At 71.3% G+C, this 20,468-nt stretch carries 17 protein-coding genes; 10 read left to right on the top strand and 7 right to left on the bottom strand.

All coding sequences use genetic code 11. The features are described 5' to 3' along the window. Position 1: 1 nt before the first annotated feature. The gene (locus tag LDO26_RS13255) at positions 2 to 688 is read right to left on the bottom strand and encodes a thiol:disulfide interchange protein DsbA/DsbL (RefSeq protein ID WP_232131569.1); all 687 of its coding nucleotides are present in this window, start codon (positions 686 to 688) and stop codon (positions 2 to 4) included. Between the two features lie 123 nt (positions 689 to 811). After that, complete coding sequence (locus LDO26_RS13250) at positions 812 to 1,720, bottom strand: c-type cytochrome (RefSeq protein ID WP_435594086.1); 909 nt, start codon at positions 1,718 to 1,720, stop codon at positions 812 to 814. A 153-nt stretch (positions 1,721 to 1,873) separates the two neighbouring features. Between LDO26_RS13250 and yihA the strand changes: the two genes are divergently transcribed. Further along, positions 1,874 to 2,497 (top strand): ribosome biogenesis GTP-binding protein YihA/YsxC, encoded by a 624-nt coding sequence (gene yihA, locus LDO26_RS13245; RefSeq protein ID WP_232131568.1) that lies wholly within the window; start codon positions 1,874 to 1,876, stop codon positions 2,495 to 2,497. Between the two features lie 39 nt (positions 2,498 to 2,536). On the opposite strand, the gene LDO26_RS13240 is transcribed toward yihA, so the two are convergent. Then, a complete protein-coding gene (locus LDO26_RS13240; RefSeq protein WP_232131567.1) occupies positions 2,537 to 3,229 on the bottom strand; it encodes a VIT1/CCC1 transporter family protein in 693 nt (230 codons plus the stop codon). Between the two features lie 285 nt (positions 3,230 to 3,514). On the opposite strand from LDO26_RS13240, the gene LDO26_RS13235 reads away from it, so the two are divergent. Then, positions 3,515 to 4,900, top strand: a complete 1,386-nt coding sequence (locus LDO26_RS13235; protein WP_435594088.1) for a glutamate--cysteine ligase — start codon at positions 3,515 to 3,517, stop codon at positions 4,898 to 4,900. A gap of 291 nt (positions 4,901 to 5,191) precedes the next feature. On the opposite strand, the gene LDO26_RS13230 is transcribed toward LDO26_RS13235, so the two are convergent. The 3 genes from LDO26_RS13230 to LDO26_RS13220 form a co-directional block, all read right to left on the bottom strand. After that, positions 5,192 to 6,643 (bottom strand): ATP-binding protein, encoded by a 1,452-nt coding sequence (locus LDO26_RS13230; protein WP_232131565.1) that lies wholly within the window; start codon positions 6,641 to 6,643, stop codon positions 5,192 to 5,194. After that, positions 6,640 to 7,347, bottom strand: coding sequence for a response regulator (locus LDO26_RS13225; protein WP_232131564.1), 708 nt, complete (start codon positions 7,345 to 7,347; stop codon positions 6,640 to 6,642). The genes LDO26_RS13230 and LDO26_RS13225 overlap by 4 nt, the downstream gene beginning before the upstream one ends. 110 nt (positions 7,348 to 7,457) lie before the next feature. After that, the gene (locus tag LDO26_RS13220; RefSeq protein WP_232131563.1) at positions 7,458 to 10,067 is read right to left on the bottom strand and encodes a TonB-dependent receptor plug domain-containing protein; all 2,610 of its coding nucleotides are present in this window, start codon (positions 10,065 to 10,067) and stop codon (positions 7,458 to 7,460) included. A gap of 473 nt (positions 10,068 to 10,540) precedes the next feature. Here LDO26_RS13220 and ppc point away from each other — a divergent pair, with 473 nt between their 5' ends. The 3 genes from ppc to LDO26_RS13205 all read left to right on the top strand — a co-directional run bounded on the left by ppc (position 10,541) and on the right by LDO26_RS13205 (position 14,330). Beyond that, a complete protein-coding gene (ppc, locus tag LDO26_RS13215; RefSeq protein WP_232131562.1) occupies positions 10,541 to 13,264 on the top strand; it encodes a phosphoenolpyruvate carboxylase in 2,724 nt (907 codons plus the stop codon). A gap of 8 nt (positions 13,265 to 13,272) precedes the next feature. Beyond that, positions 13,273 to 13,623 carry a low molecular weight protein tyrosine phosphatase family protein gene (locus LDO26_RS13210; protein ID WP_232131561.1) on the top strand — a complete coding sequence of 117 codons (351 nt, stop codon included), beginning with the start codon at positions 13,273 to 13,275 and terminating at the stop codon, positions 13,621 to 13,623. Between the two features lie 62 nt (positions 13,624 to 13,685). Continuing rightward, positions 13,686 to 14,330: a glutathione S-transferase family protein gene (locus LDO26_RS13205; RefSeq protein ID WP_232131560.1), complete on the top strand. Its 645-nt coding sequence runs from the start codon at positions 13,686 to 13,688 to the stop codon at positions 14,328 to 14,330. 96 nt (positions 14,331 to 14,426) lie between these two features. On the opposite strand, the gene gcvA is transcribed toward LDO26_RS13205, so the two are convergent. Further along, positions 14,427 to 15,353 carry a transcriptional regulator GcvA gene (gene gcvA, locus LDO26_RS13200; protein ID WP_232131559.1) on the bottom strand — a complete coding sequence of 309 codons (927 nt, stop codon included), beginning with the start codon at positions 15,351 to 15,353 and terminating at the stop codon, positions 14,427 to 14,429. A 136-nt stretch (positions 15,354 to 15,489) separates the two neighbouring features. On the opposite strand from gcvA, the gene LDO26_RS13195 reads away from it, so the two are divergent. From LDO26_RS13195 to dmpG, 5 genes are all read left to right on the top strand, one after another. Further along, positions 15,490 to 16,314: an MBL fold metallo-hydrolase gene (locus tag LDO26_RS13195; RefSeq protein ID WP_232131558.1), complete on the top strand. Its 825-nt coding sequence runs from the start codon at positions 15,490 to 15,492 to the stop codon at positions 16,312 to 16,314. After that, positions 16,311 to 17,186 carry an MBL fold metallo-hydrolase gene (locus tag LDO26_RS13190; protein WP_232131557.1) on the top strand — a complete coding sequence of 292 codons (876 nt, stop codon included), beginning with the start codon at positions 16,311 to 16,313 and terminating at the stop codon, positions 17,184 to 17,186. Before LDO26_RS13195 ends, LDO26_RS13190 begins: the two co-directional genes overlap by 4 nt. Before the next feature lie 437 nt (positions 17,187 to 17,623). Then, positions 17,624 to 18,427, top strand: coding sequence for a 2-keto-4-pentenoate hydratase (locus LDO26_RS13185; RefSeq protein ID WP_232131556.1), 804 nt, complete (start codon positions 17,624 to 17,626; stop codon positions 18,425 to 18,427). After that, complete coding sequence (locus tag LDO26_RS13180; RefSeq protein ID WP_232131555.1) at positions 18,424 to 19,362, top strand: acetaldehyde dehydrogenase (acetylating); 939 nt, start codon at positions 18,424 to 18,426, stop codon at positions 19,360 to 19,362. The genes LDO26_RS13185 and LDO26_RS13180 overlap by 4 nt, the downstream gene beginning before the upstream one ends. Beyond that, positions 19,362 to 20,414 carry a 4-hydroxy-2-oxovalerate aldolase gene (dmpG, locus tag LDO26_RS13175; protein ID WP_232131554.1) on the top strand — a complete coding sequence of 351 codons (1,053 nt, stop codon included), beginning with the start codon at positions 19,362 to 19,364 and terminating at the stop codon, positions 20,412 to 20,414. The genes LDO26_RS13180 and dmpG overlap by 1 nt, the downstream gene beginning before the upstream one ends. The last annotated feature ends 54 nt before the right edge of the window (positions 20,415 to 20,468 follow it).

Genomic DNA, 20,468 nt, shown 5'->3' with positions numbered 1-20,468 from the left:
CTCAGCGGGCGGCGCGTTCGCGGGCGATCAGCTGCCCGGCGACGTCCAGCGCCTCCCGCAGGCTGGGGGCCTGCACGCGGTACCTGCCGTTGATGATGAGGGTCGGCGTGCCCCGGACACCACTGCGGACGGCGAACGCGTGCGCCTGGTTCATTTTCTCGTCAGTTGCCGGGCTCGTCATCGCGGCCAGGAATGCCGCCTGCGATGGCGCGCCGTGCGCGGCGTACCAGTGCGCGACCGCCTCGTAGCCGGCACCGCCACGTGGCAGTACCGATTGTTCATGCACCGCGGAGAACAGCGCGTGATGGGTCTGGCGCTGCAGCCCCAGTTCCTGCGCGGCGAAGAAGCCGCGCGCGAAGGCGTCGTTGGCCGAGTACGCGGCCGGCAGCAACACGAAGCGCACGTCGTCCGGTTGCCGGGCCAGCCAGGGATCGAGCAGCGACTGGAACTGGAAACAGTGGATGCAGCCGTAGGAGAACACCTCGACCACCTCGATGCCGCCGGCCTGCGGCGCCAGCGGTGCGCCGAAGGGAATCGGCACGTAGTCGCGGCCCTCCAGCAACGCGCCGCCCACGGGGGCGCTGTCCGCGGCCGGGGTCTGCGCCGATGCCGGCGCGAGCAGCGCGGCGACCGGCAGCAGCAGGCACAGCAGTGCCGCGAGGCGCGGCTGGCGGAAGGGACGGATCATGGCCGCAGCTCCTGCGAACGGGCAGCGCAGCATCATACGACTGCGTGGCGGCCGCTGCAGCGCGTGTCGTGCCGCGACCGGACTGGCGACGTCACCATGCGCGACGCGTGGCGGCGGTCGCGGTCAGTCCGCGTCCGGCGTGGCGTCCGGCGCGGGGTCGGTCCCGGGGTCGGCTTCGTCGGCATCCGGGGTTGGCACCGGGGTTTCCTCCAGCGGGACGGCCGGCGCCGGCTGCGCCGCCGCCTGGGCCTCGATCGCCGCCAGCATCGCCGGGTCGGGGCGCGCATGCAGGCCCTGCATGTAGCTGGCCAGCGCCTCGATCTCCTCGTCGGTCAGCGACTTGGCGACCGACGCCATGACGTTGAACAGGTGCTTGTCCTGCTCGTCGGAGACGCCTTCGCGATAGGTGTACAGGCGGGCCGAGCTGTACCACGCCTGCTGGCCGCCGACATGCGGATAGGCCGGCCCGGGATTGCCGCTGCCGGCCGGTCCGTGGCAGGCCATGCAGGCCGGCAGGCCGCGCTCGGCGTCGCCGCTGCGGAACAGCTTCTGGCCGACCTCGTAGAACTTCATGCCCTCGTAGGGGCCGCTTTCGACCAGGCCGTCGTCGGCGATGCCGGCGCCCGCCTCCTGCTGCGCGTAGTGGGCGCCGAGGTCGCGCATGTCCTGCGCGCTCAGCGGCAGCGCGAACGGCTGCATCAGCGGGCTCAGGCGCTCGCCGCTCTTGAACAGGGCCAGCTGGCGGGCGACGTAGCGCTCGCTCTGGCCGGCGATGCGCGGGTAGATCGTCGGATCGATGTCGGCATTGCCGTCGAGGCCGTGGCAGGCGGCGCAGGCGCCGGCCAGCTGCGCGCCCTTCTGCGGATCGCCGGGCGCGGCCTTGGCCAGCGCGGCGACCGCGTTGGCGTCCAGCGGTTCGGTCTCGACCGGCGGGTTGTCCGGCAGCGGCGCCACGGTGGACTGGGCGAAGGCGACGGCGCCGACCAGCAGGACGGCAAGACCGGCAACTCCGTAGACACGAGCGTGGCGCATTTGCTGGGCTCCGTGGATCGTTGGCCCCGCGGCCGGGCTGCGGACGCGAGTGCCCGGATTATGTGTGGCGGGGTCAGGGCGGTCAAACCGCAGCGCAGCGTGCTTCCGGCCGGCGCGCGGGCGCCGCCGGCCGGTCCGTGCCAAGCTATCGCGATGTCCAATCCCTTTGCACGGGCCAGCTACCTGCTGGCCGCACACACCCCGCAGCAGCTGCCGCCCGACGGCGGGTTCGAGGTCGCCTTCGCCGGCCGCTCCAACGCCGGCAAGTCCAGCGCGCTCAATGCGCTGTGCCAGCAGAACGCGCTGGCGCGGGTGTCCAAGACCCCCGGACGCACCCAGCAACTGGTGTTCTTCGCCCTGCCGCCGCACGAGAACCGTTACCTGGTCGACCTGCCCGGCTACGGCTACGCCAAGGTGCCGCGCGACCTGCAGGCGCACTGGCAGGCGTTCCTGGCGCGCTACTTCCGCGAGCGCGAGGCGCTCAAGGGCCTGGTCGTGGTCATGGACATCCGCCATCCGCTGAAGGACTACGACCGGCAGATGATCGCCTTCGCGGTCGAACACGGCATGCCGGCCCATGTACTGCTGACCAAGGCCGACAAGCTGGGCCGCGGCGCGGCCGGCAACACCCTGCAGGCGGTGCGCAGGGAGTTGCAGGCCCAGCACGGCGACAAGGTCAGCGTGCAGACCTTCTCCGGCGAATCGAAGGTCGGCGTCGACGAGGCGCGCGCGGTCATCGCGCGCTGGCTGCGGATCGCGCCGCCGGCTGCGGCGTAGGCCGGCTCGGGAGGCGGCCTGCCACGCCGGAAGCGGCGGTCAGACCGAGACGTCGAACAGCCGCCCGATCAGGCTCGCGGCGGCCATCGCCAGCACGCCCCAGAACCCGACCCGCAGCGCGCCGCGCAGCACCGGCGCGCCGCCGGCATGGGCGGCCAGCGCGCCGGACAGCAGCAGGCCGATGACGGTGCTGGCCCAGACCAGCGCCTCCACCCGCGCCGGCGGCGACAGCAGGGCCGCGACGATCGGCAGCGCCGCGCCGACCAGGAACGCGGCCGCCGATGCCAGCGCCGCCTGCAGCGGCCGTGCGCGCAGGGTCTCGCTCAGGCCGAGCTCGTCGCGCGCATGCGCGGCCAGCGCATCGTGTGCGGTCAGCTGCGCGGCGACCTGGCCGGCAAGCGCGGGATCGAGCCCGCGGCGGCGGTAGATGCCGGCCAGTTCCTCGAGTTCCCGGTGCGGCGCCTCGCGCAGCTGGCGGCGCTCGGTGGCCAGGTCGGCGCGTTCGGTATCGGCCTGCGACTGCACCGAGACGTACTCGCCCGCCGCCATCGACATCGCCGCGGCGACGGTGCCGGCGACGCCGGTCACCAGCACGGTGCGATGGTCGGCGCCGGCCGCGGTCACGCCGACCATCAGCCCGGCGATCGAGACGATGCCGTCGTTGGCGCCGAGTACCGCCGCGCGCAGCCAGCCGACCCGGTGGCTGCGGTGGATGTCGGAAGCGTTCGACACGGATGGCCCTGTCCGGAATGGTCCGGTCAGGCTAGCGGAGCCGCCGCGCGGCTGCGGAATCGAGACTCACTCCGGTTGCCGCGGGCGTGCCGCCGCCGGCGGGTCCGCGCCTGCGGCCCGGGCACCATGCAGGGCCCGGCGTCGCGGAGGCCGGCACCGCGGACGGATGGAAAACAGTGTGGTGCCGCGCGGCGCTTCGCCACGCCGGGGCGCACGGTATAGTCCGCCGGTCGCGGGTCTGGATGGGTCCGGCCGGCATCGTTCTTCCCCGCCCGATTGCGAGACCTGTCCTTGTCCAGCCCCAGCCACGTCAGCGATACCCCCGTCACCGGCCGCGACGCACTGGTCGGGGTGCTGGCGTCGGGCGAAAAGCCGATCGGCGACTGGCGCATCGGTACCGAGCACGAGAAGTTCGGCTTCCGCCTCGACGACCTGCGTCCGCCGCCGTTCGACGGCGAGCGCGGCATCGAGGCGCTGCTCAAGGGCCTGACCCGGTTCGACTGGGAAGCGGTCGACGAGCGGATCGGACAGGCACCGGGCCGCACGATCGCGCTGCTCAAGGACGGCGCCTCGGTGACGCTGGAGCCCGCGGGCCAGCTGGAACTGTCGGGCGCGCCGCTGGAGAACATCCACGAGACCTGCGCCGAGGTCGGCACCCACCTGCGCGAGGTCAAGGCGGTCGCCGACGAACTCGACCTCGGCTTCCTCGGCATGGGCTTCCAGCCCAAGTGGCGGCGCGAGGACATGCCGTGGATGCCCAAGGGCCGCTACCGGATCATGCGCGACTACATGCCGAAGGTCGGTTCGCTGGGCCTGGACATGATGACCCGCACCTGCACGGTACAGGTCAACCTGGACTATTCCAGCGAAGCGGACATGGTGAAGAAGTTCCGCGTGTCGCTGGCGCTGCAGCCCGTCGCCACCGCGCTGTTCGCCGATTCGCCGTTCACCGAAGGCCGGCCGAACGGCTACCTCAGCTACCGCTCGCACATCTGGACCGACACCGACGCCGACCGCACCGGCATGCTCGACTTCGTGTTCGAGGACGGCTTCGGCTACGAGCGCTACGTCGACTACCTGCTCGATGTGCCGATGTACTTCTCCTACCGCGACGGCGTCTACGTCGATGCCGCCGGCCAGAGCTTCCGCGACTTCATGCGCGGCGCACTGCCGGCGCTGCCCGGCCAGCTGCCGACGCTGCGCGACTGGAACGACCACATGACCACCGCGTTCCCCGAGGTGCGGCTGAAGAAGTACCTGGAGATGCGCGGCGCGGATGGCGGTCCGTGGGGCCGGCTGTGCGCGTTGCCGGCGTTCTGGGTCGGCCTGCTGTACGACGACGCGGCGCTCGACGCGGCCTGGGACCTGGTCCGCGACTTCACGATGGCCGAGCGCAACGCGCTGCGCGACGGGGTGCCGCGTCTCGCGCTGAAGACCCCGTTCCGCGGCGGCACCCTGCGCGACCTGGCGGTCGAGGCGCTGAAGATCTCGGCCGCCGGCCTGCAACGCCGCGCGCGCCACAACGCGCGCGGCCAGGACGAGCGCGTGTTCCTCGACCCGCTGATCGAGGTGGTCGAGGCCAACGAGACCCCGGCCGAGCGCAAGCTGGCGCTGTTCCACGGCGCCTGGCAGGGCGACATCGACCACGTGTTCCGCGAGTACGCGTACTGATCGAAGCTGCGCTGACCCGTCATGCGATGGACTCGTGGCTCTACGGAAAAGCCCCGGGACGCAGGTCGGGACCACTTCTCCCATAAACAGAACTGTCATTCCCGCGAAGGCGGGAATCCAGCGCCTTTGGTTTTCAGTGAGCTCAAGTCGCTGGATCCCCGCCTTCGCGGGGATGACACCGGATTCTCTTGCTTTGGTTAGGGCTTGTGGGCCCGCCCCCGACGCGCGGCAGCCAGCACCCTTAGGACGGGTCTCGACCCGCCAACCGCGATCCGCCGATCCGGTCCCGGACTACGTCGCGCCGCGCGGCAGGGTCACCGTCGCCCGCAGGCCGCCGCCGTCGCGGTTGGCGAGCGAGACATCGCCGCCATGCGCGCGCGCCGCCATCCGCGCGGAGGCGAGTCCGAGTCCGGTGCCGCCGGTGGCCCGGTTGCGCGAGCCTTCTCCGCGCACGAAGGGCATGAACAGGTCGGCGTCCTGCGCCGGGTCGATGCCCGGGCCGTCGTCGTCGATTTCCAGCCGGTAGCCGTGGTCGTCGGCCAGCAGCCGCAGCCGCGCGCACCCACCGTAGCGCAATGCGTTGTCGACGAGGTTGCCGGCCATGCGCCGCAGCGCCAGCGCATCGCCGTCGAACGGCGCGGGTGGCCCCGGGGCGAGGCGGACATCGGCCCCGGTGCCCGCGGCGGCCTCGACGATCGCCGCGAGCAGCGCCTGCAGGTCGAGCGGCGTGCGCACCGGCGCCTGGCTCTGGTCGCGCAGGAACGCCAGTGCGGCGCCGATCATCCGCGACATCTCGTCCAGATCCGCTTCGGCCTGCTCGCGCTCCGCCGCCGGCAGCGCCTGCAGGCGGAACGCCAGTCGCGCCAGTGGCGTGCGCAGGTCGTGCGCGATCGCGCCGACCATCTCGGTGCGTTCGCGCAGCAGGCGGACGATGCGCGCCTGCATCTCGTTGACCGACGCCGACGCGCTGACGATCTCGGCCGGGCCGGTGAGACGCAGCGGCGGCGCGTGCACGTCGCGGCCGATCGCGTCGGCGGCCTCGGCGAAGCGCCGGATCGGCGCCGACAAGGCGCGCGAGAACCACCAGGCCAGCGGCAGCAGCGCGACCAGTCCCAGCGCCACCAGTATCCCCAGCAGCTCGCCCATGTCGGCGATGTCGTCCTGCGGGCTGGTGACAACCCGCCAGCGGCCATCTTCCTGGCGCGCGGCGGCGATGAAGCCGGCCGGCAACGGCGAGTCCGGATGCCAGTGCGCCGGTGGGCGCGGACCGCGGGGTGGCGCCAAGCCTGCGTCCGGACCGTCGTCGCCGAACGCCGACGGGCCGGGATCGTCGTGCGGCCAGCCGGGCATCGGTCCGTCATCCAGCGGCCCGCCAGGCAGCGGCGGCGGCGGGCCGCGTACCGGGTCGCGGATCGCATCGACGGGCACATAGATGCGTACGGCGGTCGCCGGCAGGTCGAGCCAGTCTGCGAGAAGGTGTTCGAGACCGGCCTGTCGTCGGTGACCCGCGTCGGCGGCCGGTGGTGCGGACAGGTCGTCGGAAACCTGCAGGCGCGGATTCGTCGCCGGCATGCGCGAGGACAGCAGCGCGGTCAGGTCGGCCAGGCGCACGTCCGCGGAGTTGCGGTCGCGCAGCAGGAACAGCGCCGCGCCCATCGCATGTGCGACCAGCAGCGCCACCAGCAACAACAGGAAGGTCCGGGCGAGGATCGGCAGGCCGCGCCGGGCGCGCGCTGCGCTCATCCGCGCACGACCGGCGGCAGCAGCATGTAGCCCTCGTTGCGGACGGTCCGGATCAGCTCGCCGTGGCCGCAGTCGTGGATCTTGCGGCGCAGGCGGCTGACCTGGCTGTCGATCGCGCGGTCGTAGACCTCGCTGCTGTCCTGGCCGCGCGCGTAGTCGAGCAGCTGGTTGCGGCTGAGTACGCGCTGCGGGTGCTCGACGAACGTGCGCAGCAGCGAGAACTCGCCGTCGGACAGGTTGACGAACCGGCCGTCGGGCGTGCGCAGTTCGCGGCGGGCCGGTTCCAGGTGCCAGCCGGCGAAGTGGTAGCCGCCCGCCGGGGCCGCGGCCGCGGACTGGCGCCGGCGCAGCACCGCGCGCACGCGCGCCAGCAGTTCGCGCGGGTTGCAGGGTTTGGCGAGGTAGTCGTCGGCGCCGACCTCCAGGCCGATGATGCGGTCGGTGTCGGTGCCCAGCGCGCTGAGCATGATGACCGCCGGGCCATTCTCGCTGGCCAGACGGCGCGCAGCGCTCAGGCCGTCCTCGCCGGGCATCATCACGTCGAGGATCACCAGGTGCGGCTGGAAGCGGGCGATCTGCTCGCGCATTTCCTGCACATTGGCGACGGCCCGGACGGGGTAGCCGTGCTCGGCGAGGAAGGTGGCGATCAGGCTGCGCAGTCCGGGGTCGTCGTCGACCACGAGGATGGGCGTCTGCAGGTTCATGTTGTCGGGTGGCCGCAAGGGCGCAGGGGAAGTCACGATGATAGGCCTCACCGCTGGCGGTGGGATGCAGTCTGTGGTGCGGCGGCCGATGGACCGCCGCACCCGTGCCGTCAGAACGACTGCGAGTAACGCAGGTACAGCTGGCGGCCGTAGCCGTTGTAGAGGTAGTCGTTGAAGCCCTCGGTGTAGGCGGCGTCATAGACCGGCTTGCGGTCGGTGAGGTTGGTCGCGCCTATCGAGATACGGCCCTGCCATGGCGCCCGGTAGCTCAGCTGCACGTCATGGGTGACGTAGGCACCGCTGCAGCGTCCGGCATATCCCCATTCGACCAGTTCGCTGCAGCTGTAGTCGCCGTCGTAGTAGGCGACGTAGTAGGCCGGCTCGTAGCCGATCGCGTTGATCTTCCAGTTGACGCTGAAGTCGCCGATGTCCCAGCGGTTGTCCAGCGTGGCCCGCCATTCGGGATAGCCGTCGCTGCCGATGTACTCGTCGCTGCCGTACTGGCTGCTGATCTCGTAGCTGTGCACCCAGTTGGCCTGCAGGCGGTTCTGCAGCCGGCCCCAGCGGCCGAAGTCGAACTGCGTGCGCACGGCGAGGTCGAGTCCGTCGGTGTCCACCTGGCCCTCGTTGCCGTAGCCGGCGTAGACGGTCTGCAGCGAGCCGTCGTCGTTGCGCACCAGGTACAGGTGCTCGGGCAGGTACTGGCCGTTCGCGGTGCGGCTGATCACGGTCTGCGACGAGAACCACTTGATCTGGTTGTCGATGCGCGTGCTGTACCAGTCGAGCGTCAGGTTCAGCCAGTCGGTCGCATCCCAGGAGGCGCCGACCGAGAACTGCCTGGAGGTTTCCGGCTGCAGGTCGGGGGTGGCGACGTGGTAGGCGTTGATCTGGATCGCGGTGCTCTCGGGCAACCCGTAGGCGAGTGCAGTGGCCGGGTCCGACACCGTATCGGCCGAGAACGCGTCCTGCTGGTTCAACGCCGGCAGCGACGGTGCGCGGAAACCCTCGCCGTAGGAGGCGCGGAAGGTCAATGCGTCGAGCGGTTGCCAGCGCAGCGACACCTTCGGCGAGGTGCTGCTGCCGAAATCGGAGTAGTCGTCGTGGCGCAGCGCCAGGTCGAGCTCCAAGCCCGGCAGGAACGGCAGGACCCACTCGGCGTACGCCGCGGACTGGGTGCGGCTGCCGACCGCCGAATTGCCGGACGAGCCGCCGACGTTGCCGGCCGCCGACTGCTGGTCGTAGATGTCCTCGTACCATTCTTCGCGGTACTCGGCGCCGATCGCCAGCGCCGAGGTGCCGCCGGCCAGCTCGAACAGGTCGAAGTCCAGCTGCCCGAACAGCTCGTTCTGGCGGTAGAGCATCTTGCGGCCGGTGGTCGTGCGGATCTGGTTCAGCACGTCCTCGCTGTTGGATTCGGGATCCAGTGCGTTGTACTCGCCGCTGGCGAACAGCTGCTCGGCGACCGGGATGTTGACGTAGTTGTAGCCGGTCTCGTTGACCCGGGCGAGGTTGCTGCGGATGCCGATCTCGCCGCCGATGCGGTCGCTGAAACGCCCCTGCAGGCCGAGCGTGACGTCGTGGCTGTCCTCGTTCTGATAGGTGTAGCGGTTGCCCAGCGCGGCGAAGCGGTGCTTGATGTAGGCATCCTCTCCGGTCAGGTTGTTCGGGGTGCCGGCAGCGACGAAGATGTTCTCCGGTACCGGCGCATAGACGCCCTTGCTGTTCTTCTTGTTGATGTAGGTATTGAAGAACAGGCTCCAGTTCTCGGTCAGATCGTAATCGCCGCGGAAGAACGCGTTGCGCGTCTCGATGCTCGCGGTATCGGCCATCGCGGTACTGAAATCGTAGTAGCACAGCGATCCGGCGGCATTGGTGAAGAAGTTGCTGCCGCCGCAGCCGCCAGGCACGACCGCGCTGCCGTCGGTATAGAGATAGGAGCCGGGCGTGCGCTCGCCGGTTTCGGCGTTGGTCGCCACGCGCAGGTAGTTGTTGGAATAGGTCGAGGCGCCCGACTCGCTCCACGGGTAGTCGGTGAGATAGGTGAGGCCGCGCGAGGTCGTCGACACCCCGGCGACCAGGCGGCCGCGTTCGCCGGCGATTCCCAGGATCGCCGAGGCGTCGTTGGTATCGCCGCCGTAGTGCGAGTCGCCGTAGCCGACGTTGATCTCGCCGCCGGTGAAATCCCTGCGGGTGATGATGTTGACCACGCCGCCGATCGCGTCGGCGCCATAGATCGCCGAGGCGCCGTCGCTGAGGATCTCGATGCGCTCGACCGCGGCCAGCGGCAGCGAGTTCAGGTCCTGGCCCTCGCCGGTCAGCGGCGATGTCGGCGCACGGCGGCCGTCGATCAGGATCAGGGTGCGCGCGGTGCCGAGGCCGCGCAGGCTCAGGCCCGAGAACGACTGCGCCGAGCTGCCGGAGCTCGGCGTGAACGAGCCGAAGGAGTTGAAAGTGGAGCCCTGCAGCAAGTCGGCGACCGTGGTCTTGCCGCTGACCTCGATGTCGTCGCGGCTGATGACGACGATCGGCAGCGAACCTTCGATGTCGGCGCGCTTGATGCGCGATCCGGTGACCTCGATACGGTCGAGCGTGGACACCGCTTCGTCGCCCGTGGCGGACTGTGCGAGGACCTGGGTGGACGGGAGTGCGGTCAGAGCGAGCGCGACCGCTGCGGCAAGCCGCGCCGGACGCCCATGGACGGGACGGAGGATCGAAGTCATCGGTAATGGATTCCTGCAGGAGAGATGGATGCACGCAACCGCAGCCGGATGCGCCGGGCCCGTCCGTTAACGCTTTTCGAACGAGGGCCTGACGGGACGCTAACGAGGCGATGTCGCACGCGTTTTCCGTCGTGTGTCGCCGGGTGTCGCCGGCGACACACGACGCCGGGGCTGCGTGGCGGGTTCGTGCCGGCGATGTGCCGGCGCCGACATCCGCCGACATCGCCGCGCCATATTCGAGGCGGAAGCTGTGTTCCGTCCGGAGGAGATATCCACCGGGCGCAGCAGGAAGGCGGGGACTGTCGTCCGAGGTCCTCTCTCCCCTTCGTCTTCCGTCTTCGTCTTCCTGCTGCGTCCGGCCCGGCCGCGCACGCCCGATCCGGCTTTCCCGGCAACCTGCCGTCGCGCGATCCGGCACCGCCGGGCCATCGTCATGTCACGACAGCCGCGCCGGTGTTGTGTAACGTTGCCGGATGACTGCCTCCGACCAATCCCTGCCGGCGCTGCGCGAAGTCGGCTTCGCGGCAACCGACGATCTTCTACGCGACGACGTGCGCCGGCTTGGCGCGATGGTCGGCCGGATGCTGGCCGAGCAGGGCTCGCAGCGCCTGCTCGACGAAGTGGAGACCGTGCGCCGGGCGTCGATCGAACGGCGCGAGGCCGGCTGGCCGGTCGACATGCTGGCCGACGCGCTGGCGGCGATCCCGACCGACGACGCCGACGCGCTGGTGCGCGCGTTCGCGGCGTATTTCGGCGCGATCAACCTGGCCGAGCGCGTGCACCGGATCCGTCGCCGCCGCGACTACCAGCGCGCCAGCGCCGCGCCGCAGCCCGGCGGGCTGGAGGCGGTGCTGCGCGAACTGCGCGACGAGGGCGTCGGCCCGGGCGAACTGCAGGCCTGCCTGGCCCGGCTGCACGTCGAACCGGTGTTCACCGCGCACCCGACCGAGGCCGTGCGCCGGGTGCTGCTGGAGAAGGAACGCACGATCGTCGAGCGGCTGATGGCCGACATCGACCGCGAGCGCACGCCGACCGAGCGCCGCGCCGACGACGCCCGCATCGTGCTGGCGCTGACCTCGGCGTGGCAGACCTCGGAGTCGCCCGCGCGCAAGCCGACCGTCGGCGACGAGGTCGACCATGTCGGCTACTACCTGTCGAACGTGCTCTACCGCGTGCTGCCGGTGTTCTACGAGGCGCTGGGCGACGCGATCGAGAACGTCTACGGCGTCCGTCCCGAGCTGCCGCAGGTGCTGCGCTTCGGCACCTGGGTCGGCGGCGACATGGACGGCAACCCCAACGTCAACGCCGGCACGATGCGCGCAGCGCTCGGCGCGCAGCGCAGCCAGGCACTGGCGCAGTACCGCAGCGACCTGCGCGGCCTCGGCAACGTGCTGACCCAGACCCTGGACAGGGCGGAGATCGACGAGGCGGTGGTCGCCCGCGTCGACGATTACCTGCGCACGCTGCCGGGCGCGGACACGGTGCTCAACCCCCGCCACGCGGACATGCCGTACCGGCGGTTGCTCGATCTGATGCAGGCGCGGCTGGCGGCGACCGAATCCGGGCATCGCGCCGGCTATGCCGACGCCGCCGAGTTCATCGACGACCTGCTGCTGATGGATGCCAGCCTGCGCGCCAACCGCGGCGAGCACGCCGGCCGGTTCGCGCTCGAGCGCCTGCTGTGGCGCGCGCGGACCTTCGGCTTCCATCTCGCCACGCTGGACCTGCGCCAGGATTCCGCGGTCCACGACGAGGTGCTGGGACGCATCGACGGCGACGACTGGGCCGCGCGGACCGTCGAGGACCGCGTGACGCGCCTGCACGCGATGCTCGACGCGCCGCCGAAGCCGGGCGACGCGGCGTCGCACGAGGCCGTCGCCTCGACCCTGGACGTGTTCCGTGCGGTCGTCGACCTGCGCCGCAGCCATGGCCGCGAAGCGACCGGCCTGTACATCATCTCGATGGCGCGCAGCGCCGCGGACGCGCTGGCGGTGCTGGCGCTGGCGCGCATCGCCGGCTGCGTCGACGACGGCGAGGTGCCGCTCGACGTGGCGCCGCTGTTCGAGACCGTCGACGACCTGCAGGCCGCGCCAGCGGTGATGCGGCAGCTGTTCGACGACCCGCGCTACCGCCGTCACTTGGCTGCGCGCGGCGACCGCCAGACGGTGATGCTGGGCTATTCCGACAGCGCCAAGGACGGCGGCCTGCTGGCCTCGCGCTGGGCGCTGCAGCGCACCCAGGTCGAACTGACCGCACTGGCGCAGGCGGCCGGCGTGCGCATCATGTTCTTCCATGGCCGCGGCGGCTCGGTCAGCCGCGGCGGCGGCAAGACCGAGCGCGCGGTGATCGCCGCGCCGCGCGGCTCGGTCGACGGCAGCCTGCGCGTCACCGAGCAGGGCGAGGTCATCCACCGCAAGTACGGCATCCGCGCGCTCGCGCTGCGCAACCTCGAGCAGTCGACCGCCGCCGTGGTGCGCGCGACGCTGCGCCCGCGCCCGGCCGACCCGCGCGAGGATGCCTGGCGCGACATCGCCACCGCACTGGCCGGGGTCTCGCGCGCGCACTACCGCGCGCTGGTGCACGAGCGTGCCGACTTCCCCGACTACTTCCGCACCGTCACGCCGATCGACGTCATCGAACGCCTGCAGATCGGCTCGCGCCCGTCGCGCCGGCGCGACGGCGGCATCGACAACCTGCGCGCGATCCCGTGGGTGTTCGCCTGGGCGCAGAACCGCTCCGGCCTGACCGGCTGGTACGGCATCGGCACCGCGCTGCAGCACGGCATCCAGGCCTGGGGCCAGCAGGCGATGACCGAGATGGCACGCGACTGGCCGTTCTTCCGCGCGGTGCTCGACGACGTCGAGATGCTGCTGGCCAAGACCGACATCGCGATCTTCGAGCGCTACTCGCAGCTGGCCGGCGACGCGCACGCGGCGTTCTTCCCCGGCATCCTCGACGAATGCCTGCGCACCCGCGACGCGATCCTGCTGCTGAAGGAACAGGACGTGCTGCTGGCCGACGACTACCGCCTGCAGCTGTCGATCCGCCTGCGCAATCCCTACGTCGACCCGATCAGCCTGCTGCAGGTCGAACTGCTGCGGCGCTGGCGCGACGGCGGCCGCGAGGACGAGCAGCTGCTGCGCGCGCTGGTGTCGACGGTCAACGGCATCGCCGCGGGCATCCAGAACACCGGTTGAGGAAGGCGATGCGCAACGTGCTGTTCGTCTGCAGCCGCAACCGGTTGCGCAGCCCGACCGCGGAACAGGTGTTCGCCGACTGGCCCGGCATCGAGACCAGTTCTGCCGGACTGGACCACGATGCGGAGAACCCGCTGACACCCGAACTGCTGCGCTGGGCCGACCTCGTGTTCGTCATGGAACGCGCCCACCGCACGCGGCTGTCGACGCGTTTCCGTGCCGGACTCGGCCGGGCGCGGATCGTCTGCCTCGACATCCCCGACCGCTACGGCTACATGGCGCCCGACCTGGTGGACCTGCTGCAGGCGCGGGTCGCGCGCCACCTGCCGCCGCGCGTGGGCGCCGTGCACGTGGACTGAGCCGCGCCGGCGCTAGACTCGGGCGGCCGGCACGTGGCCGGCAGATGCGCGGGAGAGCGGCGATGCACGAGACAGCCAACGACGACGCGGTCGTCTTCTACACCAACCCGATGTCGCGCGGCCGCATCGTGCGCTGGATGCTGGAGGAAACCGGCCAGCCCTACCGCACCGAAGTGCTGGCCTTCGGCGAGGCGATGAAGTCGCCGGCCTACCTGGCGGTCAACCCGATGGGCAAGGTACCTGCGATCACCCATCGCGGCGTCGCGGTGACCGAGGCCGCGGCGATCTGCGCCTACCTCGCCGATGCGTTCCCCGCGGCGGGGCTCGCACCGGCATTTGATTCGCCGCTGCGCGGGACCTACTACCGCTGGCTGTTCTTCGCCGCCGGCCCCGTGGAAGCCGCGGTGTCGGCCAAGGCGCTCGACCTGCTGGCGCCGGCCGAGCGTGCCGGCATGGTCGGCTACGGCAGTTTCGGGCAGGTCGTCGCCGCGCTGGAACTGGCTGCGCAGAGCGCCGACCCGTGGCTGCTCGGCGCGCAGTTCAGCGCCGCCGACGTCTACCTCGGCAGCCAGATCCTGTGGGGGCAGGCGTTCCGCACGCTGCCCGAACGCCAGGCCTTCGCCGAGTACGGCGCGCGGCTGCAGCAGCGGCCGGCCTACCAGCGGGCCACGGCGATCGACGACGCGCTGCGCGACGACGTGGGCTGAGCGCGGCAGACCGTTGCCGGTCGCGGGCTCATTCGCGGCGCTTCCGGGTCGCCGCGCGGGTACCGCCGCGGGGTTTCCCGTCCGCGTGCCGGCCGCTCAGTCGGCAGGGGCCGGGATACCCGCCGCTTCCTTCCGCAACCACCGGCAGAAGGCATCGACGGCCGGGTTGGCGTCGGCGCCATGCCGGCGGACGATCCAGAACGCATACGCGTTGTCCAGCGTCCGGTCGAACGGCCGGACCAGGCGACCGCGCCGCAGGTCGTCCTCGACCAGCGGTGCGAGGCCCAGGGCGACGCCGTGTCCGGCGACGGCGGCTTCCTGGGCGAGGTAGATGCTCGCGAACACCGGGCCGCGGTCCGCGTCGACCCGCGTCGCCCCCGTGGCCTGCAGCCAGGCCGGCCAGTCCGGCACGCCGGGCCGGCGGCCGCCGGCGCTTTCATCGTGGAGCAGCGTGTGGTGGCGCAGGTCGTCCGGTATTGCCAGCGGGCGGCGCGCGTCGCCCGCCAGCGAGGGCGCGCAGACCGGGAACACCGGGGCGTCGACGAGCCGTTCGGCGGCCACGCCGGTGTAGCCGCCGGGCCCGTAGCGGATCGCGACGTCGATGCCGTCGCGGGCGAAATCGGCCGGCGCATCGCCGGTCTCGATGCGGATCCTGCGCTCGGGATGGTCGCGATGGAAGCGGTGCAGCCGGGGCGCGAGCCACTTCGCGGCGAAGGATTCCATGGTGCTGACGCGCAGGTCCGCGGACGTGGTCGCGGTGGCGCGGTCCAGGGCCAGGTCGAGCAGCCCGAACACTTCGCCCAGCGAGGCGGCCAGCGCTTGGCCCTCGGCGGTCAGCGCGATCGCGCGATGGCCGCGATGGAACAGCTGCACGCCCAGGTAGGCCTCCAGCCGTTTCACCTGGTGGCTGACCGCCGCGGGGGTGACGAACAACTGCCCGGCCGCGGCCTGGAAGCTGAGGCAGCGCGCTGCCGCGTCGAAGGCCCGCAGTGCGTTGAGCGGAGCGGGTTGCCGGGGTTTCACGGTGGCATGGGGACCTGCGGCTGCCGGGCGCACATCCTATCAAGTCAATTTTTCTAATGCGGCCGCGAAAACATCTCGTTTGTCGCCGGCGCGGGCGCCGGCAATGATCCCGCCATCGAAACGACGGACGGTCATCATGAGAGTCGAAGCGCTGGGTCCCGATGTGCTGATGTTCGTCGGCGACGCGTACACGTCCGTCGCCACCACCTTCTTCGACGGCGACGACGTGCTGCTGGTCGATTCGCTGGGCAGCGCGGAGGATGCGCGCGAGCTGCAGCGCGTGGTGTGCGGGGACATGGGCAGGACGGTGCGCATCGTCGTCGCGACCCACTTCATGAGCGACCACATCGCCGGCCTGCGGCTGTTCCCGGACGCGCTGGCGATCGCGCACCGCAACCATCGCCACGCCTTCCTGTCGCAGAACCCGCGGGTCGATGCGTTCTACCGCCCACCGCAGGTGGTCTTCGACAGCGCGGTGCGGATCCGCTGGGGGCGCCACGAACTGCGCCTGCTGCACAACCCCGGCAAGACCATGGACCACGTCAGCGTGGACGTGCCGACCGCGGATCTGGTCTGCGCCGGCGACAACATCGTCGGCAACATCGTCTACCTGTCCAGGGCCGACCCGGCGCAGATCCGCACCGCGATCGGCCGGATGCGCCAGTTCGGCAGGGGCACGGTCGTCGGCGGGCACATGGGCCGGTTCCCCGCGGCCGTGCTCGACAACGCCATCCATTACCTGGACCGGCTGCAGCACGCCGTCGTCGCGATCCGCGCCACCGCGTTACCGCAGGAGGCGGACGAGCGCATCGCCTCGATCCCGATCGACGCCTGCCTGGCGCCGCAGGTCGAAGCGACGGCCTTCGAACGCGAATGGCACCTGCGCAACCTGGAGGCCATCGTCGCGCAATCGGTCTTCGCCCTCGACACCGCGCTCGCGCTGCGCGAGCAGCGCGCGTGAGCGGCGACGGCTGCGCACGCCGGGTGTCCGGCGGCGGCCTCGGGCGCCGGCGCTTCCTGACCGGCTGCGCCGGCCTCGCGGCCGTCGCGCTGCTGCCCGGCGGGCGCAGCCTCGCGGCGGATGGAGCCGATGCGCTGCGCATCCAGCGGCTGGCCTGGGCAGGCGTCCGCCTGCAGCTGCCGCAGGCGACGCTGTTCATCGACCCGCTGGTCGATCCGCGGGCGTGGGGCGCCGCGCTCGCGGATCGGTTGATCCCCGTCGACGATGCCGTCGGCGATGCCAGCGTCCTCGTCACTCATACGCACGGCGACCATTTCGACCCGATCGCCGTCGCCGCGGCACTGCGCAACGGAGGCGCGCTGCTGCACCCGGCGGATGCGGCGCCACGGCCGGTTCCCGACAGCGCCCGGCTGCGGCCGGCCGCGCTGTGGGCACCGCAACTGCTGGGTGATTTCACCGCCACGCCGGTGCCCGCCGTCGACGGCTACGGCGACCCGCAGGTGTCGTGGGTGGTGTCGGCCGGCGGCCGCCGCATCTTCCATGGCGGCGACACCCTGTGGCACGGGGATTGGTGGCGGATCGGCCGGCAGTTCGGGCCGTTCGATGCCGCCTTCCTGCCCGTCAACGGCGCGCACTTCGGCTTCCGCCAGCCGCGCAGCGGCCAGCCCGGCGTCATGACCCCGGAGCAGGCCGTCGCGGCCGCGACCATCCTCGGCGCGCGCCGCCTGGTCCCGATCCACTACGGCGTCGCGGGCATGGCGCAATACGTGGAAGTGGAGGATCCGCTCGGCCGCCTGCACGAGGCCGCCCGCGGGCGGCCCGTCGCCATCCAGGTGCTGGCGCCGGGCGACTGGGTGGACTGGCGCGCCTGAGGGCAGTCCTGTCGTCTGCCTCGACATCCCCAATCGCCGTGGCTGCATGGCGCCGGACTGGGGACCTGCTGCAGGCACGATCGCGCGCCACCTGCCGCCGCGTGGGCTGAACTGCATCGGCGCCCGGCCGGCGAGCAGTCGGGCGACATGAGGTGCGGTCGCCTTTCGGCCAGGGGCATCGCACCGCGGGGTATGCGCTCACCTGTCTTCATGGCGGCCGGTAGGGCCGTAGTCCGACGGAACGCTTTCGCTTCCGGGCCTTGTCCAGATGGGTAATGCGCGGCCGGATGGGATCGAACACGATCGTTCCCGCGCTGGATCGCGCTGATTCATCGGCGCAGATGCCGCGAGACAGTCCGTGGCGACGGTAATCCCTGGGAGGAGATGACGATGGTGGCACTGGAACGGGCCGCGCACGGTTGCGCATGGGGTCAGCCATGACGTGCGAGGCGGCGGCGCTGGATGCCGCGGCGGAGCGGCTGGATCGCGCTGGCGTCGCACGTACGCCGTGCGCGCCGGTCGCCGAGCTGATCGGTGCGATCGACATCGATGCGGCCTATGCGGTGCAGCAGCGCGTCACCGAGCGCCGGCTCGGGCGCGGCGCCCGCCTGGTCGGCCGCAAGATCGGCTTGACCTCCGCGGCGGTGCAGTCCCAGGTGGGCGTGGACCGGCCGGATTTCGGCGTGCTGTTCGACGACATGCGCTTCGAGGATGGCGACGAGGTGCCGTTCTCGCGACTGCTGCAGCCCAAGGCCGAGGCCGAGATCGCCTTCGTGCTGGCACGCGACATTCTGGACGCCTCCGACCCGGCGGTGGTGCGCGACGCGGTCGACAGGGCCTATCCGGCGCTGGAGATCGTCGACAGCCGGATCGCCGACTGGAAGATCCTGATCACCGACACCGTGGCCGACAACGCCTCGTCGGGCGTGTTCGTGATCGGCGCCGAAGGCAGGACGCTCGATGCGCTGAGCCCGGCCGATGCGGTGATGACGATGCACCGCAACGGCGAGCAGGTCTCGCAGGGCACCGGCCGCGACTGTCTGGGCGATCCGCTGAACGCGCTGGCCTGGCTGGCGGCGACGGCGATCGAGTTCGGCGCGCCGCTGCGGGCCGGCGACATCGTGCTGTCGGGCGCGCTGGGGCCGATGGTCGCGGTCGCGCCGGGCGACGTCTTCGAGGCGGCGATCGAACCGCTGGGCACGATCACCGCGAGGTTCTCGGACGAAGGAGGGACGGCATGAGCGACCGGGTCGGCGTTGCGATCGTGGGATCGGGCAACATCGGGACGGACCTGATGTTCAAGATCCTGCGCAATTCGAAGAATCTCAAGGTGTCGGCGATGGTCGGCATCGATCCGGGCTCCGACGGCCTGGCGCGGGCGCGCAAGCACGGCGTGGCGACGACCGCCGGCGGCGTGCAGGGCCTGATCGACATGCCGGAGTTCGCCGATGTCGGCATCGTCATGGATGCCACCAGCGCATCGGCGCACGTCGCCAACGCGGAACTGCTGGGACCGCACGGCGTGCGCCTGATCGACCTCACGCCCGCGGCCATCGGGCCGTTCGTGATCCCGCCGGTCAACCTCGGCGCGCACCTGGATGCGCCCAACATCAACATGGTGACCTGCGGCGGCCAGGCGACGATCCCGATCGTGGCGGCGGTCTCGCAGGTGACGCCGGTGCCCTATGCCGAGATCGTCGCCTCGGTGTCGTCGAAGTCGGCGGGGCCGGGGACGCGCGCGAACATCGACGAGTTCACCGAGACCACCGCCCACGCCATCGAACAGGTGGGCGGTGCGCAGCGGGGCAAGGCGATCATCATCCTCAATCCGGCCGAGCCGCCGCTGATCATGCGCGACACCGTCTACTGCCTGGTCGGCGGCGCCGACCACGATGCGGTGCGCCGCTCGGTCGAGGCGATGGTCGCCAGGGTCACCACCTACGTCCCGGGATACCGGCTGGTGCAGGACGTGCAGTTCACTCCGGTCGACCCGGCCGAGGTCGCCACCGTGCTGCCGCAAGGCGCCGGGCCGGTCGACACCAAGGTCACGGTGTTCCTCGAAGTGGAGGGCGCCGCGCACTACCTGCCAGCCTACGCCGGCAACCTCGACATCATGACCTCGGCGGCGATGAGCGTGGCCGAACGGATCGCCGAGCGGGCGAAGGTGGTGGCGTGATGACGACGGACACCGGCATCACCAGTGCGGGCACGAACGCGGCGACGAAGCTGTACGTCCAGGACGTCACCCTGCGCGATGGCATGCATGCGCTGCGGCACCGGCTCGACCCCGCGAAGGTCGGGGACATCACCCGCGCGCTGGACCGCGCCGGCGTGGCCGCGATCGAGGTCAGCCACGGCGACGGCCTGGCCGGCTCCAGCCTGAACTACGGACCCGGCTCGCACACCGACTGGGCCTGGATCGAGGCCGCGGTCGAGGCCGCGGACAATGCGGTGATCACCACCCTGCTGCTGCCGGGCGTGGGGACGGTCGCCGAGCTGCGCCGCGCCTACGACCTGGGCGTGCGCTCGGTACGCGTGGCCACGCACTGCACCGAGGCCGACGTCTCCGCCCAACACATCGCCGAGGCGCGCGCGCTGGGCATGGACGTGTCCGGCTTCCTGATGATGGCGCACATGAACGCCCCGGCCGAACTGGCCAGGCAGGCACGGCTGATGGAATCCTACGGCGCGCATTGCGTGTACATCACCGACTCGGCCGGGCGCCTGACCACCGATGCGGTGCGCGAGCGCGTGCGCGCCTATCGCGACGTGCTCGATCCCGGAACCCAGATCGGCATCCACGTGCACGAGAACCTGTCGCTGTCGGTGGCCAACTCGGTGGCCGCGATCGAGGAAGGCGCGTACCGGATCGATGCCTCGCTCACCGGGCTCGGCGCCGCGGCCGGCAACACGCCGCTCGAAGCGTTCATCGCCGTGGCCAACCTGCTGGGGTGGGAGACCGGCTGCGACCTGTTCGCGCTCACCGACGCCGCAGACGACCTGGTGCGGCCGCTGCAGGACCGCCCGGTCCGCGTCGACCGCGAGACGCTGACGATCGGCTACGCCGGCGTCTACGGCAGTTTTCTGCGGCATGCGGAGAACGCATCCCGGAACTACGGCGTGCCGGCCCGCGACATCCTGATCGAAGCCGGCCGCCGCAAGCTGGTCGGCGGCCAGGAAGACATGCTCACCGACATCGCGCTCGACCTGCGCGCAGGTGCGGCGTGATGTCCGGCGCCCTGCATGAGATGCCGTGCCGCATCGGCGCGCACGGCCCGATTC

The sequence above is a fragment of the Proluteimonas luteida genome (genome assembly GCF_021191695.1).
Lineage (GTDB): Bacteria > Pseudomonadota > Gammaproteobacteria > Xanthomonadales > Xanthomonadaceae > Luteimonas > Luteimonas luteida.
Note: the sequence above shows the minus strand (reverse complement) of the source record. Positions and strands in the feature narration are given on the sequence as shown.